This is a genomic window from Polynucleobacter sp. JS-Fieb-80-E5, from assembly GCF_018882015.1.
Taxonomy (GTDB): Bacteria; Pseudomonadota; Gammaproteobacteria; order Burkholderiales; family Burkholderiaceae; genus Polynucleobacter.
On record NZ_JACVPH010000002.1, the window covers coordinates 13,669 to 28,417 of the forward strand.

Annotated in this window: 13 protein-coding genes; 3 read left to right on the forward strand and 10 right to left on the reverse strand. The window is 47.4% G+C overall.

The annotated features are described in order from the left end of the window. Positions 1 to 16: 16 nt before the first annotated feature. The 3 genes from dnaG to rpsU form a co-directional block, all read right to left on the reverse strand. Positions 17 to 1,984: a DNA primase gene (gene dnaG, locus ICN44_RS03075; protein WP_216262665.1), complete on the reverse strand. Its 1,968-nt coding sequence runs from the start codon at positions 1,982 to 1,984 to the stop codon at positions 17 to 19. Positions 1,985 to 2,033: 49 nt separating this feature from the next. After that, complete coding sequence (locus tag ICN44_RS03080; RefSeq protein ID WP_216262666.1) at positions 2,034 to 2,480, reverse strand: GatB/YqeY domain-containing protein; 447 nt, start codon at positions 2,478 to 2,480, stop codon at positions 2,034 to 2,036. Positions 2,481 to 2,616: 136 nt separating this feature from the next. After that, positions 2,617 to 2,829, reverse strand: a complete 213-nt coding sequence (gene rpsU, locus ICN44_RS03085; RefSeq protein WP_011903537.1) for a 30S ribosomal protein S21 — start codon at positions 2,827 to 2,829, stop codon at positions 2,617 to 2,619. A 77-nt stretch (positions 2,830 to 2,906) separates the two neighbouring features. On the opposite strand from rpsU, the gene tsaD reads away from it, so the two are divergent. Then, positions 2,907 to 3,980 (forward strand): tRNA (adenosine(37)-N6)-threonylcarbamoyltransferase complex transferase subunit TsaD, encoded by a 1,074-nt coding sequence (gene tsaD / locus ICN44_RS03090; RefSeq protein ID WP_216262667.1) that lies wholly within the window; start codon positions 2,907 to 2,909, stop codon positions 3,978 to 3,980. A 23-nt stretch (positions 3,981 to 4,003) separates the two neighbouring features. Here the strand turns inward: tsaD and folE2 are convergent, their stop codons facing one another. From folE2 to xseB, 4 genes are read right to left on the reverse strand one after another with little or no spacing between them, the layout of a single operon-like run. After that, on the reverse strand, positions 4,004 to 4,831 hold the full coding sequence (gene folE2 / locus ICN44_RS03095; RefSeq protein ID WP_216262668.1) for a GTP cyclohydrolase FolE2: 828 nt from the start codon (positions 4,829 to 4,831) through the stop codon (positions 4,004 to 4,006). Between the two features lie 25 nt (positions 4,832 to 4,856). Then, positions 4,857 to 6,758, reverse strand: coding sequence for a 1-deoxy-D-xylulose-5-phosphate synthase (dxs, locus tag ICN44_RS03100; protein WP_216262669.1), 1,902 nt, complete (start codon positions 6,756 to 6,758; stop codon positions 4,857 to 4,859). 53 nt (positions 6,759 to 6,811) lie between these two features. Beyond that, the gene (locus tag ICN44_RS03105) at positions 6,812 to 7,708 is read right to left on the reverse strand and encodes a polyprenyl synthetase family protein (RefSeq protein ID WP_216262670.1); all 897 of its coding nucleotides are present in this window, start codon (positions 7,706 to 7,708) and stop codon (positions 6,812 to 6,814) included. Further along, on the reverse strand, positions 7,709 to 7,942 hold the full coding sequence (gene xseB / locus ICN44_RS03110; protein WP_072582862.1) for an exodeoxyribonuclease VII small subunit: 234 nt from the start codon (positions 7,940 to 7,942) through the stop codon (positions 7,709 to 7,711). Positions 7,943 to 8,103: 161 nt separating this feature from the next. Between xseB and ICN44_RS03115 the strand changes: the two genes are divergently transcribed. Further along, complete coding sequence (locus tag ICN44_RS03115; protein WP_216262671.1) at positions 8,104 to 9,210, forward strand: SRPBCC family protein; 1,107 nt, start codon at positions 8,104 to 8,106, stop codon at positions 9,208 to 9,210. Positions 9,211 to 9,280: 70 nt separating this feature from the next. Further along, complete coding sequence (locus ICN44_RS03120) at positions 9,281 to 10,111, forward strand: sulfurtransferase (RefSeq protein WP_216262672.1); 831 nt, start codon at positions 9,281 to 9,283, stop codon at positions 10,109 to 10,111. Between the two features lie 6 nt (positions 10,112 to 10,117). On the opposite strand, the gene ICN44_RS03125 is transcribed toward ICN44_RS03120, so the two are convergent. The 3 genes from ICN44_RS03125 to polA are packed head-to-tail and all read right to left on the reverse strand — an operon-like array spanning position 10,118 to position 14,634. Further along, complete coding sequence (locus ICN44_RS03125; RefSeq protein ID WP_216262673.1) at positions 10,118 to 10,891, reverse strand: ZIP family metal transporter; 774 nt, start codon at positions 10,889 to 10,891, stop codon at positions 10,118 to 10,120. Between the two features lie 5 nt (positions 10,892 to 10,896). Then, on the reverse strand, positions 10,897 to 11,772 hold the full coding sequence (locus tag ICN44_RS03130) for a dienelactone hydrolase family protein (protein WP_216262674.1): 876 nt from the start codon (positions 11,770 to 11,772) through the stop codon (positions 10,897 to 10,899). A gap of 36 nt (positions 11,773 to 11,808) precedes the next feature. Beyond that, positions 11,809 to 14,634, reverse strand: a complete 2,826-nt coding sequence (gene polA / locus ICN44_RS03135; RefSeq protein ID WP_216262675.1) for a DNA polymerase I — start codon at positions 14,632 to 14,634, stop codon at positions 11,809 to 11,811. Positions 14,635 to 14,749 lie beyond the last annotated feature (115 nt).

The window sequence follows — 14,749 nt, forward strand, 5'->3', positions numbered from 1 at the left end:
GTGTTTCAGTAAATTCTTAGGAGAATTTCAGCTTTTCGCCCAATTCCCGATAACGGGCTTTGTCTTGCTCGGAAGCGGAACTTCCAGAGATCTTTTGGGCGATTTCGGTCATTTCCTGCTTGAGATGGGTTAATTCCAGCTTTTTGAATGCCCCCTCAAGATCAGCAGCTGCACCCTCTAACTCTAAATCAGAGCCCATTACCCGATTTCTCAGGACCTCATACAGAGGAGCCAACTCACTACGAGAGAGTTGATCTTGGAACATGGCAAATGCACCGGCACCTGCGATCGCTGGTTTATTGCCCTCGCCTGGAATCAACTCAACCAAGTCACACTGTGACAAAAGGTCCTTCATTAAAGCGTGGGCTTTTTCAGATCTCTGCTCTGCCGCCTTCAATGCTAGTTCGCGCTTGTTAGGATCTAAAGCTTTTCCTAAATGCGGAAACTGGATAATCACTCGCAGCATTTGCTCGGCTAAATCCGTTGGTGCTTTGGGTGGCTCAATATTTTGAGTGGCAACTCTTTTTGCAGAACCTTTGGATGCTTGCCAAGGCGCGCCTTGACGATTGCCATTATTAGAAAAATTATTTTGGCTATTTGAGCTGCCTTGGCCACCTTGATAGCGCGCCTGTGCTGGCTGATAAGTAGTTTGTCGAACAGGTGCAGGCGCTACTGTTAAACCACAAAATGCTTCTAGTTCTGCAGGGGTGGTATTGGTACGAATCGCGAGCTCGCGCAGAATTTGCGTACGCAAAGCAATGGGAGGCATCGAGAGTAAAAGCGGCTTAGCGGCATGATGGGTATGGGCTCGACCCTCTGGGGTAGTTTGCTCGTGACCCTCACTAACAACCTTGAAGAAGAAGCTAGAGATAGACATCGCTTCTTTAATGACCTTCTCAAAAGCAGGTGCACCATAAGCACGAACATAGCTATCAGGGTCATGCTCTGTCGGTAAAAATAAGAAGCGAATTTCTTTATCGTCAGACATGAGCGGCAAACATGCTTCAAGTGCGCGCTGTGCCGCACGTTGACCAGCGGAGTCACCATCAAATGAGAAAACTACTTTATCAGTTTGTCTGAGTAACATGCGTACATGGTTTGCTGTACAAGCTGTACCCAGTGTTGCAACCGCATTAGGGAATCCCAATTGCGCAAGCGCAACAACATCCATATAACCTTCGCACACCAAAACATATTCCTGGGCACGAATCGCTTGTCTGGCCTCAAACAAGCCATAGAGCGTATTACCTTTTGAGAACAATGGCGTCTCAGGAGAATTTAAATACTTTGGTTCACCTTGATCCAAAATCCGTCCACCAAAACCAATGGTTTGACCTTTGGGATTACGAATAGGAAACATAATGCGGTCACGGAAACGATCGTAGCGCTTTACATTTGCACCTTCGGACTGCTCACTCTGGATAAGCAAGCCACCCTCTAGCAAAGTCTTGGCAACCTCATCATTAGAGTAGGTGCCAAATACCGCTTCAAGACCCTGCCAACCGTCAGGCGCATAACCCAAGGCATAACGCTTAGCAATCTCACCAGTAAGTCCACGACCTTTTAAATACTCAACCGCCCTAGTATTGCCCTTCAGTTGTTGGCGATACCAATCCGCAGCTGCGCTCATCACCTCACTTAATGCCATTGCTTGCTGCTGTCTTGCCACATCATTTGCAGTGCGCTCTTCACGAGGCACATCCAATCCTGCAGAACGCGCAAGATCTTCAATGGCATCTACATATCCAAGCCCGGAATACTCCATTAAGAAGCTAATGGCAGAGCCATGAGCGCCACAACCAAAGCAGTGATAAAACTGTTTAGTGGGTGATACTGAAAATGAGGGAGACTTCTCTGAATGAAAGGGGCACAAACCCTGAAAGTTCGCGCCCGCTTTTTTTAGCTTAACGTGCTGCCCAACCACATCAACGATATCAACCCGATTTAAAAGATCGGCAATGAAGGATTGTGGAATGAGCGCCATGTAGCCAGTATGAAAGGATTTTGCTTTCTTGACTAGCTACTGTGTTTACTTACTTCGCCAATGCGGCTTTTACCAAGCCAGATACTTTACCCATATCTGCTTTGCCAGCCAGCTGTCCTTTCAGTACGCCAATGACCTTACCCATATCCTGTGGGCCTGCAGCGCCAGTCGAAGCAACGGCAGCAGCTACTGCAGCCTCTACTTCAGCATCGGATAACTGCGCAGGCAAGTAGGTTTGCAAAATTACCATCTCGGCAGCTTCAATCGCAACTAAATCATCGCGATTGGCTTTTTCAAACTGAGAGATCGAATCTTTACGTTGCTTAATCATTTTTTCAACAGTCGCAATCACGCCAGCATCGTCGACCACAATGCGCTCATCGACTTCGCGTTGCTTAATCGCTGCCAACAAAAGACGAATCGTTCCAAGGCGCTCAACTTCTTTGGCGCGCATAGCGTTTTTCATATCTTCGGTAATTTGATCTTTTAAAGTCATGGCTTGATTCCTAATGTTGAATATATCTAGCTGTATAGCTATCTAGTTGTATTTGGCAATTCAAAAAGCAAAAACCCGCTGCGTTTCACCGTCAGCGGGTTTCAAAGCCTCTCGGTGAGGAGAGCTTTTAATTCTATTAGTAAAGCTTCTTAGGCAACATTTGGCTGCGAATACGCTTGTAATGGCGTTTAGCAGCTGCAGCCTTTTTGCGCTTACGTTCAGCCGTTGGCTTCTCGTAGAACTCGCGTGCACGCAAGTCTGTCAAAAGGCCATTCTTTTCAATGGTGCGCTTGAAACGGCGCAATGCCACTTCAAATGGTTCGTTTTCGCGGAGGCGGACTGTAGTCATACTTATTTAACTCGTATATGCTCGATAGATATCGAAAAATTAACTGAATTGCGATTCTAGCACGGCTAAGTAAAAAAATGATTGTTTTAGGAATAGAAACTTCTTGTGACGAGACCGGGGTGGCTTTATACAACACCACGCCTTGGGAAGAGGGTAAACCGGCCTTCCAGGGCATATTGGGCCAGGGTCTGCACTCTCAAATCGCCATGCATCGGGACTATGGGGGCGTTGTCCCCGAATTAGCCTCCCGCGACCATATTCGTCGTGTTTTACCCCTCTTAGACCAATCCTTAACCCAATCTGGCCTCAAATTGGCTGATATTGATGCAGTGGCATTCACTCAGGGCCCCGGATTAGCTGGCGCCCTCCTGGTAGGAAGCGCTTTTGCTAAATCCCTAGCGCAAGGTCTTAATTTACCGTCTATAGGGGTACATCACCTCGAAGGACACCTACTTTCCCCACTTTTAGGGCAAACCGCCCCTCAATTCCCCTTTATCGCCCTGCTGGTATCTGGTGGCCATACGCAACTCATGAAGGTCTCAGGAATTGGTCAATATGAGCTGCTTGGCGAAACCTTGGATGACGCGGCGGGAGAGGCCTTTGATAAGACGGCTAAATTACTAGGCTTGGATTACCCGGGTGGTGCAGCTATTTCTAAGTTGGCAGAACTAGGTCGCCCAGGTATTTTTGATTTACCTAAACCCATGCTGCACTCTGGTGATTTAGATTTTTCTTTCTCGGGATTAAAGACGGCCGTCCTCAATCAAGTGAAAAAGTTTGCAGAAAAAAATATTACGAATCCTTCAGAGATTGCACAATTTCATGCGGATCTTGCTAGAAGTTTTGTTGACTCTATCGTGGCAGTTCTTGTCAGCAAGTCCGAGAAAGCTCTCAAACAAACTGCTTGCAAACATTTAGTGCTCGCAGGTGGCGTTGGTGCCAATTTACAACTACGTGCCGCGCTCAATGACAAAGCAAAACGCAATGGTTTTGAGGTACATTACCCACCGCTTGAACTCTGCACCGATAACGGCGTGATGATTGCTTTTGCTGGAGCATTACGCATGATTGAAAAAAATAATGGCTCCACAACTTCTGGAGCCTTTGACATCAAACCCCGCTGGGATTTGCAAAGCAATAATCTAAAATAAATTTATTGCCTATCTGAATTTGCCTATTTCTGATGACTAATTCTGGCGAATGCGCTGTGGTTGTGAATAGATTCAAAGTTTTCAGCCTCCACCACAAAAGAGCGAATACGCTGATCTGCCTTGAGATTGCCGGCCACGTCACGCACTAAGTCTTCTACGAACTTCGGGTTGCTATAAGAATGCTCAGTAACCCATTTCTCATCAGGACGTTTCAGCAATCCCCACAATTCGCTAGATGCCTCACTCTCAGCAGCAGCAACTAAATCTTCCACTGTCATCTGCGTTTTGGAATCTAATGCCACAGTCATAGTGACATGTGAACGTTGATTATGAGCGCCGAACTCAGAAATCTCTTTTGAGCAAGGGCACAAACTCATTACTGGAACTTGTGCACGCAAACCCAATTCAATATCAGCGCTACCTGTTGTATTTTGCTTGGCTGTTGCCATCCAGGTCACTTCATAATCCATCAAACTTTCCACACCAGAAACCGGTGCTGCTTTTTTAACGAAGTGCGTGTAAGTAAATTGCACGTGGCCTTCTTTAGCATCAAGCAAAGGCAACATATCGCGCACTAAGGCAACAATGGTGGTGCTATCCACGGCTGCATCTTGTTTTTGGAGAAGCGCCATGAATCGAGACATGTGTGTACCCTTTACATGCGCAGGCAATGCCACATCCATCTCAAAAGTTCCAACCGATGGAAAGTTACCCGTCTTGCTGCGAATGGTCAGAGGATGACGTACGCCACGAATACCAACTTGCTCAATAGGCAGTGCGCGCTCATCCAAAGTGGATTGCACGTCAGGCATTGCGCTGGCTTTCAGAAAGGCGGGATTCAAGTCATTCATAGCTCTATTTTCAGGCAAAACGGGCTTATTTGCCTACCAGCGCAGAATTTACGGTCAATATTGCTGGAAAACGTTGTTTGATGGAGTTGGCAATACCCTCAACATCCAAGCCACACTTAGTCATCAGCAGGCTGTAGTCACCATGCTCGATGAATTGATCAGGAAGACCTAATTGCAAGAGGGGTTTCTGAATACCAAGATTCGAGAGCGCCTCTAAACAAGCGCTACCCGCACCACCGGCAATAGCCCCATCCTCAATCGTCACAAAATAATCATGATCAGCTGCTAACGATTGGATGAGATCTACATCGAGCGGCTTCACAAAGCGCATATTGGCCACCGTTGCATTAATCCCTTCAGCCACTTCGAGTGCCGGGTAGAACAAAGTGCCAAACGCCAATATCGCCACACGCTGACCAGCAGGCGCAGTGGATTTACGACGGATCTCGCCCTTACCAAACGGTAGAGTGCGTAATTCTTTAGATGGGATAGTGCCAACGCCTGCACCACGCGGATAGCGCACTGCGCTTGGATGTGGCTGATGAAAGGCAGTCGTTAACAAATCGCGGCATTCCGATTCATCTGCCGGCGTCATGACCAGCATATTCGGAATACAACGCAAAAATGGAATGTCATAAGCGCCGGCATGGGTAGCGCCATCAGCACCAACGAGACCAGCGCGATCTAATGCAAACAACACCGGTAAATCCTGTATCGCTACATCATGAATAAGTTGGTCATACGCGCGCTGCAAGAAAGTGGAGTAAATAGCCACTACTGGTTTCATGCCTTCACATGCCATACCGGCTGCAAAAGTGACCGCGTGCTGTTCAGCGATACCGACGTCGTAGTAACGCTTAGGGAAACTCTTCTCAAATTCAACTAAGCCGGAGCCCTCTCGCATGGCTGGAGTAATGCCAACCAATAAAGGATCTGCATGAGCCATGTCGCATAACCACTCTCCAAATACTTGAGTAAACGTTTTTTTGCTGGCGGCTGATTTTTTGACGCCCTCTTCAGGATTAAATTTACTAGGGCCGTGATAGAGCACAGGATCAGCCTCAGCTAATTCATAGCCTTGACCCTTTTTAGTAACCACGTGCAAGAACTGGGGCCCGCGACCTTCTAAAGCCAAGCGACGCACGTTCTGCAGCATCGGAATCAAAGCATCTAAATCATGACCATCAATCGGGCCAAAATAATTAAAGCCAAACTCTTGGAAGATTGTCGATGGAGAAACCATTCCTTTGGCGTGATCTTCAAGGCGTTTAGCAAATTCACGCAAAGGGGGCGCAATTGATAAAACGCTATCAATGCCTTTTTTTGTCGCCGAATAAATATTGCCACTAAGTAATCTAGCCAGATGGCGATTGAGGGCACCCACGGCAGGCGAGATCGACATGTCGTTGTCGTTCAAAATCACTACCAGCGGCAAGTCGTCATACACACCAGCATTATTCATGGCCTCAAAAGCCATACCGCCGGTCATCGCGCTATCGCCAATGACTGCTACAGCGACATGGCGCTCGCCTTTGGTTTGAAACGCACGCGCCATACCCATTGCTGCAGAAATACTTGTAGATGAATGACCGGTACCAAAAGCATCAAACTCACTTTCAGAGCGATGTGGAAAGCCTGATAGGCCCTTGTGCTGACGCAAGCTACCCATACGCTCACGACGACCAGTCAGAATCTTATGTGGGTAACTTTGATGTCCAACATCCCAAACAATGCGATCGTGCGGGGTATCAAATACGTAGTGCAAAGCAATAGAGAGCTCCACCGTTCCCAAGTTGGACGACAGATGTCCACCCGTCTTGGATACAGAATCCAAGACAAACTCGCGCAACTCATCAGCTAAAGCTGGTAGCTCTTCGCGGGAGAGCTTTTTAAGATCGTCGGGGGAGTTAATGGAATATAAAGTCATTGAACCTAAATAATCTGTACTGATGAATTTCTCTTATTGCTCTTATTGATCTCTTACTTGCCGCGATTGACAACCAAGAGAGCTAAATCTTTTAATGCTTGTGCAGATGCACCAAAACTATCTAAGCTTGCGATTGCTGTTTCTTGCAACTCTTTAGCCTGCTTCTGTGCATAGTCTAAACCCATCAAGGTCACATAGGTCGGCTTATTGGCAGCAGCATCCTTGCCAGCTGTCTTACCCAAGGTTTGACTATCCGCAGTGGCGTCCAGCACATCATCCACAATCTGAAAGGCCAATCCCAGGGACTTTGAATAACTTTTCAAATGCGCCATTTGCGTTAGATTTAGGTAGGCAGCAATACCGCCTAATTCCACAGCGCATGACAACAAAGCTCCTGTTTTCATAGCATGCATTTGCTTTAGACCATCCAGGTCTAATTTCTTGCCAACACTTTCTAAATCAATTGCCTGACCACCCGCCATGCCGCGTGAGCCAGAGGCAGCCGCTAATGCAGAAATCATGTTGAGGTGAACTTGCGTATCACCATTTGCATTGGCCAAAATTTCAAAGGCGCGGGTTTGCAGTGCGTCACCAACGAGTAATGCTGTTGCCTCATCAAAAGCTTTGTGCACTGTCGGACGACCGCGACGCAAGTCATCATCATCCATGCATGGCAAATCATCGTGTACCAATGAATAAGCATGAATACATTCAATTGCTACAGCCGCAGCATCCAATGATTCGCTACTTTCGGCATTATTGCCAAGTTGGCCTGCGGCATAAACCAATAAGGGACGAATACGCTTGCCGCCACCTTGCGCTGCGTAACGCATAGCCTCATGTAAACGATGCGGCGTAGTTTGCGCGGAATCGAGCAAGCGATCTAACGCCAACTCAGTTCGCTCGGAATGAGAAGCAATCCACTCCTGAAATTGAAAAGCAGCGCCCAATTAAGCCTCGAACACTCGAACTTGTTGCTCAACCTGGGCCAACATTCCCTGACAATGTTTAAGCAAGGCTGCGCCACGTTGATAGGCTAACAAGGTTTCTTCTAAGGAAAATTTGCCAGATTCCATATCCGAAATGAGCTTTTCAAGCTCTTTAACGGCTTGCTCATAGCGCAAATCGGGGTCAATTTGGACCTCGAGACCAGGTTTTTGACTTTCTGACTTCTTGGCTGGCATAAGCTATTTCCCTCTAATTTCCCACACGGATAGCCCTATATATTAAAGCGAGAAGCCGTTTGGATGGGTATAATCGACCCCTTCCTTTCCAATATCGATCCGTCGATGGTTGGATTGGTTATTCCGCTTAGCTTCGGCTGACGTTTTCGGGGGTGGGGAGAATGACTAATCTGGCTACCGCGCAGAAGCTTGCGCCGTCCAATTTGCAATTGCCGGTTTCGGCCTATTTTGACGCTGACCTGTATCAGCGAGAAATTGAACTGCTTTTTAAGCAGGGTCCTGGCTATGTTGGTCACGAACTAATGGTGTCCGAAATCGGCTCCTATCAAACCTTAAGCGCAGAAAACGAAGGCCGCATCCTTGTTCGCAATGAGTCTGGCGTAGAACTTCTTTCCAATGTTTGTCGCCATCGTCAAGCATTGATGCTCAATGGTCGCGGTAAAGCCGACAATATTGTTTGCCCACTTCATCGCTGGACTTATGACTTAGGCGGCAATTTATTAGGCGCCCCTCACTTTGAAGATAAGCCTTGTTTAAATCTTGGTAAGTCCCCGCTACAAAATTGGCAAGGCTTGTTATTTGAAGGTCCACGCGACGTACGCACTGACCTCGCCAAACTAGGCGTTGCAGATGATCTCAAGTTTGAAGGTTACATTCTTGACCATGTTGAAGTGCATGAATGCAACTACAACTGGAAAACATTCATCGAGGTTTATCTCGAGGACTATCACGTCGTGCCATTTCATCCAGGTCTTGGAAAGTTTGTTTCTTGCGAAGATCTGCACTGGGAGTTTGGTGATTGGCATAGCGTTCAAACCGTAGGCATTCACAAAGATTTACAAATTCCAGGCTCACCAACCTATCGCAACTGGCATGAGGCTGTACTTCGCCAATTTGACGGCAAAGCCCCGCGCCATGGTGCCATCTGGCTTACCTACTACCCCAATGTCATGGTGGAGTGGTACCCAGGCGTTCTGTGCGTATCAACACTGCACCCAATGGGTCCCGGTAAAACGCGCAATATTGTTGAGTTTTACTATCCAGAAGAAATCGCTTTGTTTGAGCGTGAATTCGTGGAAGCAGAGCGTGCTGCCTATATGGAAACTTGCATCGAAGATGATGAAATTGCTGAGCGCATGGATCAAGGGCGTGCAGCACTACTAGCTCGCGGCATTAATGAGGTCGGCCCCTATCAAAGCCCAATGGAAGATGGCATGCAACATTTTCATGAGTGGTATCGCCGCGTCATGAACTTCGAAGGCGCATAATCAAAACGGACTTTACGGTTTTATTAATAACCTTTATTAATAACCCTCATCACTAAAAATAGGAAGCTTCATGACTCCTCTAATCACAGCTAACCAGTTAGAAGAAATCATTAATAGTGGTGAAAATGTATTGCTCTGTGATTGCCGCTTTGATTTAGTCGATCCACTGATCGGCAAAAAATCCTACGAAGAAAGTCATATTCCTGGTGCCATTTATGTAGACCTCGATCAAGATCTTTCAGGAAGCAAGACTGGCACGAACGGCAGACATCCCTTGCCCAGTCCAGAAGGCTGGGCTCAAACTAAAACGCGCTTGGGCATCAACCCCAATACCTTAGTAGTTGCCTATGACAAACAAGGCTCTGTGTATGCCAGTCGTTTGTGGTGGATGCTCAAGGCAACAGGGCACGCAAATGTTCGGGTACTAGATGGCGGCTTAGATTCTTGGAATGGTCCTATGGGTTCTATTCCAAGAGCGCCTACCCCTTGCGCCGAAGCCATTGGAGTGATGCCTTATGCGGGGCTGGTTCTAGTTGATGAAGTGGTGGCTAATCTAGAGACAAAGAAAAACAAAATTATCGATGCACGTACTGAAGATCGCTTTCATGGTCAAAATGAAACGCTGGATCCAGTTGGCGGGCATATTCCGGGGGCGATGAATCGCTTCTTTAAAAATAATCTCAATGCGACTGCATTCAAAACTCCTGAGCAGTTATTCAAAGAATTTTCAGAATTCCTCGGGACCACTAAGGCCTCTGAAGTGATTCATCAGTGCGGATCTGGCGTCACCGCTTGCCACAATCTTCTAGCGATGGAGCTGGCTGGCTTTAAAGGCTCACGCCTGTATGCAGGTAGCTGGAGCGAATGGTGCGCAGACCCCAAAAGGCCTGTTGAACTTTAAAGCTTGTTAGTGCAATAGAGACAGCAGGATTACAAACCCTACGCCACAAGCAATCAAGACCATCTGACGTAAAGACTCGACCCAGTGTGGGCGACGGTGCATTTGCGGGATGAGATCACTCACCGCAATATAAATAAAACTACTAGAAGCGACCACCAATAAATATGGCATCGCTGCGTGTGCTTTTTCCAAGAAGAAATAAGCCAATACGCCACCCACTACTGCTGATAAACCGCAGATAAAGTTGTACAACAAGGCTCGTGTGCGAGAAAAGCCAGCATTTAACAAGACAATGAAATCGCCGATCTCTTGCGGGATTTCATGGGCAATGATGGCGATGGCGGTAAAGATACCCACTTGATAGTCGGCCATAAAGGCTGCAGCAATCAAGATGCCATCTACGAAGTTATGAATGCCATCCCCAACCAAGATCATCCAGCCACTACGCCCAGCATTTTCTGCATCATGCCCATGGTGGTGGTGGTGACCATCACCTTCGTGATGGTGGTCGTGTCGCAATAATGCGATCTTCTCAAGCAAGAAGAAACCCAATAACCCAGCAAGCAAAGTAGCAAATAAGAACTGAGGTTTTGCACCTTCCATGCTAAATGCCTCAGGCAAGGAGTGGAGCAAAGCGGTTGCTAGCAAAATGCCGACCGATAGGCTCACCATATTGTTGACCATCTTGGAGAGCATGGCCAAAGAACAGCTTGCAGCCACCAAGACGCTAGCAGTTCCCGCTAACGCAGTCACTAGGAGGATGCTTTGTAAAACAGTCATCGCGCTTACACCACTCCGTTTTTCTTAAACCAGGCAATACATTTTTCCCAACCATCTTTCGCAGGGCCTTCACGATAGCTAGCACGGTAATCAGCATGGAATGCATGGGGGGTATCTGGATAAACCACAAATTCACAAGCCTTGGCAACAGGATTCTTGGGAGCAGCCTGCGCCAAAGCGGCGCGCATTTGATCAATACTCTCCAAAGAAATTCCGGTATCAGCAGCGCCATACAAGCCGAGCACCGGCGCTTTTAAATCAGCAGCAATATCTACAGGGTGTTTGGGGCTACCCTCAGTCTTCTCGCCGATGAGACGACCGTACCAAGCTACACCGGCACGCACCTGCGGCAAGGTTGCGGACAACCAAGTAATGCGACCACCCCAACAGAAGCCAGTAACACCGACGCGTTTTAAGTCCCCGCCATTTTTGCCAGCCCATACTAAAGCAGCTTGCAGATCGTTTAAGACTTGAGCATCCGGAGTCTTAGCCACAATATTGGATTGAATTTCGGCAATAGTGCCGTAAGTATTGGGGTCGCCTGCACGAGTAAAGAATTCTGGGGCAATCACAAGATATCCCAACTTCGCAAAACGCCTTGTGACGTCCGCAATATATTCGTGTACACCAAAAATCTCGCTCGCCACAATAATGATGGGCAAAGAGCCTTTAGCTTTTTCAGGTCGTGAGACATATGCGGGCAACTGAAAGCTGCCTACGGGAATCATCTGCTCGCCAGCTTTGATGCCTTTGAAATCGGTTTCAATAGCCGCAGCCATCACAGGCTCAGAGGCTCCCACAAATCCAACCCCAATAGCAGTCGCACCAATTGCAGATGTTTTTATAAAATTGCGTCGACTATTTTGAATGTCTTTACTCATTACCTTGTCTCCTGGCTTGCATTTCTCATTAAATACTTAGTGCGCCTCTTCCCAATTATCGCCAATCCCAATACTAACCACCAAAGGCACCTTTAACTGGGCGACATTGCACATCAAACCAGGTAATTTAGCTTGCACTAGTTCAAGCTCATCAAAAGGCACATCTAGAACCAACTCATCATGCACCTGTAGTAGAAGCTTAGTCTTGAGCTGCTCTTTTTCAAGCCAATCCTCAACTGCGATCATGGCCAATTTGATTAAGTCAGCTGCGGTACCTTGCATTGGAGCATTAATTGCTGCCCGCTCAGCACCTTGGCGTCGCGGACCATTAGAGCCCTTGATCTCTGGCAACCAAAGACGTCGCCCAAAGACCGTCTCTACATAACCATTCTCTCTTGCTTCGAGACGGGTGCGCTCCATATATTGAGCCACCCCAGGATAACGATCGAAGTATTTAGCAATATAGTTTTGCGCAGCAGAGCGCTCAATGCCCAAGTTGCCAGCCAATCCAAAAGCGCTCATACCGTAAATCAGGCCAAAGTTAATGACTTTGGCGTAACGACGTTGCTCAGAATTAACATCATCCAATGGGATACCAAAAATCTCTGCTGCAGTTGCCTGATGGACGTCTTTACCCTCTTTAAATGACGTTAAGAGATTTTCATCTTCGGCAATATGCGCCATGATGCGCAACTCAATTTGCGAGTAGTCCGCCGACAATAATTTACATCCGTCTGCTGGAATAAAGGCCTCACGAATACGACGACCCTCTTCTGTGCGCACTGGAATATTTTGCAAGTTTGGATCGCTTGATGCCAGGCGACCTGTGACTGCAGTAGCTTGAGAAAAGTTCGTATGAACGCGACCCGTCTTGGGATCGGCCATGCGAGGAAGCTTCTCAATATAGGTGGACATTAGCTTTGCCAAACTGCGGTAATCCAAAATACGCGCGGGCAAGGGATAGTCTTCCGCTAGCTTCTGCAACACTTCCTCATCGGTAGAGGGTGCACCTGAAGGCGTCTTTTTAATTACCGGAAGCTCAAGTTGTCCAAATAAAATTTCTGCGATCTGCTTAGGTGACTGAATATTAAAGGGCTGTCCTGCTAGCTTGTGAATTTCGCCTTCTAACTCAAGCAAACGTTTACCCACCTGCTGGCCTTGTTTGGACAACAATGCTGAATCAATCCGAATGCCGTTACGCTCCATGATGCCGAGCACACGCATAGCGGGCATCTCTACCTTTTCATAGATATAGAGCAGGCCTGAGTTTTCCTGAATCTGTGGCCACAACTCCAAATGCAGACGCAAAGTAATGTCGGCATCTTCTGCCGCATAGTCTGTTGCAATTTGGAGATCGACTTGATCAAAACCAATCTGGTGGACACCTTTGCCGCACACCTCTTCATAGCGAATGGTTTTCATGCCCAGATGACGTTCAGCCAAGCTATCCATATTGTGGGGCATGTGTGACTCAAGCACATAAGACTCCAGCAAGGTGTCAAATGCCACGCCCTTTAAGGTAATGCCATAGTTTGCAAAAATATGGGCGTCGTACTTTAAGTTTTGACCCACCTTTAAATGCGTTGCGCTCTCTAACCAAGGCTTCATGCGCGCGAGTACTAGGGCACGATCAAGCTGCACCTCACCGTTGCGGTGAGCAACTGGAATGTAACAAGCTTCGCCCGGCTTTACTGATAAAGAAATCCCAACCAGTTCTGCCGCAAGCGCATCAAGACTAGTAGTTTCCGTATCAACTGCCGTTAATTCAGATGCCTCAATCTTCTTTAGCCACTTCTCTAAACTTACCTCGTCCACTACGCATTCGTAGTGACGCTCGACCGCATCTTGTGAGTCTCGAGTTTCTTGTGACAAATCTTTAGTCGGCGAGCTAGCAATCACGCGCGTCTTTTTTTCTTTATCTGCTCCGCCCTCAGAAGAAGAAATTGGGCTACCTGCCAAATCAAAGCTTGCTGGCTCAGCCATACTATCCGGGCTTGTGAGCTGCTTTTCTACATCACGCAACCAAGTCTTAAATGCATAGCGCTCAAATAATTCACGCAATAAAGGAGCATCTTCAGACTTGGCATGCAAGTCGTCTAAACCTGGTAAATGAGGCGATAAATCACAGTCGGTTTTTACCGTAATGAGTTGACGAGCTTGCGGCAACCAGGAAAGCGTAGCACGCAAGTTTTCACCAACTACGCCTTTAACTTGATCGGCATTTGCCATCAAGTTATCGAGATTACCAAATTCCGCCAGCCATTTATTGGCTGTCTTTGGTCCCGCCTTCGGAACACCTGGCACGTTATCAACGGTATCGCCGATGATGGATAAATAATCCACAATCAATTCTGGTGGTACGCCAAACTTTTCTTTGACACCTTCAATATCGAGCTTTTCATTTGTCATCGTATTGATGAGGGTGACTGAAGGATTTACCAATTGCGCCAAATCTTTATCGCCCGTGGAGATGATAGTTTCCCAACCCGCTTGCGTAGCTTGGCAAGCCAAAGTTCCAATCACATCGTCCGCCTCAACACCGGAGACCATCAATACGGGCCAACCTAAAGCCTTCACCATGGCATGAATTGGCTCAATCTGTTTAACCAAATCCTCAGGCATGGGGGAGCGATGCGCCTTGTATTCTGAGTACATTTCGTCGCGAAAGGTCTTCCCTTTAGCATCAAAAACACAGGCAATATGGTCGGCCTTGAGCTCAGATCTGGCCCGGCGCATCATATTCACCATGCCATAAATAGCCCCAGTGGGCTCTCCAGCCCCATTTCTGAGGTCTGGCATAGCGTGGAAGGCGCGATAGAGGTAGCTAGAACCGTCTACCAACAAGAGTCTATGTTTAGTCATACCGCAATCGTACAATCTAGTTGTGAATTGCCTACAGGTCTGGTTAAGGAACCGCCCGAGAGTAGGCTTGAAAAGGTGAAAAAATGCATTATTTAACGAACTTAATTAGCCACTC